This window comes from Frankia sp. CeCAU1 (genome assembly GCF_977971845.1).
In genome coordinates, this window is sequence record NZ_CDWWXA010000199.1 from 4,638 (window position 1) to 6,674 (window position 2,037).

Annotated in this window: 2 protein-coding genes; both read right to left on the reverse strand. The window is 73.3% G+C overall.

All coding sequences use genetic code 11. The features are described 5' to 3' along the window. On the reverse strand, positions 1-464 hold a 464-nt coding region (locus tag AC08OO_RS21975), incomplete at its 3' end, for a toll/interleukin-1 receptor domain-containing protein (protein WP_476619008.1). Continuing rightward, the coding region (locus AC08OO_RS21980) for a WD40 repeat domain-containing protein (RefSeq protein WP_476619009.1) at positions 461-2,037 on the reverse strand (1,577 nt) is incomplete at its 5' end. The genes AC08OO_RS21980 and AC08OO_RS21975, both read right to left, overlap by 4 nt.

Consider the following 2,037-nt stretch of genomic DNA (forward strand, 5'->3'; position numbering starts at 1 on the left):
TGCAGCGGCACCTTCGGGGACCGGAGCTCGCGGGCTAGGCGGTCACACCCGGCCTCGAGGTCGCCGTCGGCGGTGAGGTCAAGCCACAGTCGGAACCGCAGTCGCAGCGTCGGCTGGCAGGACTCACGCAGGACCATGAGCAGCCGGTCCCGCGCCGTCTCGAGGCCGAGATGCTCGGCGAGTACGTTCTCCAGCTCGGTGAAGGTGCCTTCCAGGTATGCGGGTGTGAGGACCGCCAGGGTGCACCGGCTTTCGACCACCGCACGTTCCATCTCCAGCACCAGTGGCGCGCCGAGGCGGAAGGAGTCCACGTCGAGACAGACCCGCAGGCCCCGCTGCCGCAGGCCGGGCACCAGCCGGTCGCGGACCCAGGACATCGCGGGCTCCCGGTGCCGGTAGCTGACGAACACGTCGTAGGGAAGATCCTCCACCTCGGTGGCGGGCTGCGCGGTCGGCCGGGTCATCGGGTGAACCCGCAGATTGACTCGTAGCCGAGCTGCTCTCCCACGAACTGACTCCATTCCGTGCGGGAAAGGTCGCGGTTGGCGATCGTGCAGGCGCGCTGTCGCCATGACTCGGCATCGACATCCCACCGGCGGACCGTCCGGTCGAAGCTCGCCGACGCGAGGGTGCGGCCGTCGGGGCTGAACACGACCCGGGTGACCGCGTCGGTGTGCCCGCGCAGTGGCTCGTCGAGGCGGTACCAACGGCCGGTGTCGCTGAGCCGCCACAGGACGACCAGGCCATCCCTGCCGCCGGTCGCGGCGGTACGCCCGTCGCCGCTGATGGCGACGCCGTACACCGGGCCCGCGTGCGCCGCCAGCGAACTCTGCCGGGCCAGCCGGCGGGCGACGTCCCAGCTGGTGATGGCACCGCGCGCGTCGCCGGTCACGAGCATCCGCCCGGTCTGGTCGAACGCGAGGCTCTGCACACCGACATCGCCCGCGCGGCCCAACGTGCCGGCGGACCGGCCAGCCCCGACATCCCACAGCCGGACGACGCCGTCCAGACCGCCGGAGGCCAGCGTGCCCCCGTCCGGGCTGAACTCCAGGCCGGTGATCGTGTCGGCATGGGCGGGCAGGCGCCTGCTGGAAGGGTGGGCGTCGGACAGGTCCCACAGCAGAACGCCGCCGTCGTTGGTGCCCGCGGCGAGCCAGCGGCCGTCCGCGCTGACGGCGAGGGCGGTCGTGCCCGCCATCGTCCCCGTCGGCATGGTCCGGACCGTGTGGTTGCCCGCCACCTCCCACAGGGCGACGGTTCCGCCCTCGCCGACAGCCAGCCAGCGGCTGTCCGGCGTGAACACGAGAGCCTGTGTCTGCCCGCTGCCGTGGAACACGGCGTGCCCGCCGGTGCCGTGGGCATCCCAGAGCATGACCGTGCCGTCATCGGCGGAGGTGGCGAGCAGGCGCCCGTCCGGGCTCGCGGACAGGCCCCACACCGCTGCCTGGTGGCCAGTCAGCGAAGCCCGGCCGTCCGGCCGGCCGGCGAGGTCCCAGACGATCGCGCTGCCGCCGTCGTCGCCGGAGACCACCGTGTGCCCGTCCGCGGCGAACGCGACGGATTCCAACCCGGCACCGTGCCCGCGTAGCGGAGCACCGATCATGCCGCCGGTGGCGGTCTCCCAGACGACGACCGTCTGGTCAACGCCGCCGGCGGCGATCCGCCGGCCGTCCTCGCTGAACGCGACGTCCTCGACCCAGTCAAGGTGGCCGGCGAGCGAGGACAGCCGCTGCCCCGTCGTGGTGTCCCACAGTTCGACCAGGCCGGAACCGGTGCCGAGCGCCACCAGCCGTCCGTCCGCGCTCAGGGCGGTCGCGGTGAAGCTGCCCCTGGGTGGCTGGGCGACAGCGGTGCGGTGCGAGGCCAGGTCCCGGACGCTCACCGTTCCGTCCAACCCGGCCGCGCTGAGCTGGCTGCTGTCGCGGCTGAACGCGACCGCGGCCACGGGCATGCCGCCGGGCACATCGAAGGCGTCGACCGGCGTGCGCCGGGTCACATCCCAGACTGTGACCCGCCCGCCCTGGCCGCCCGCATCCC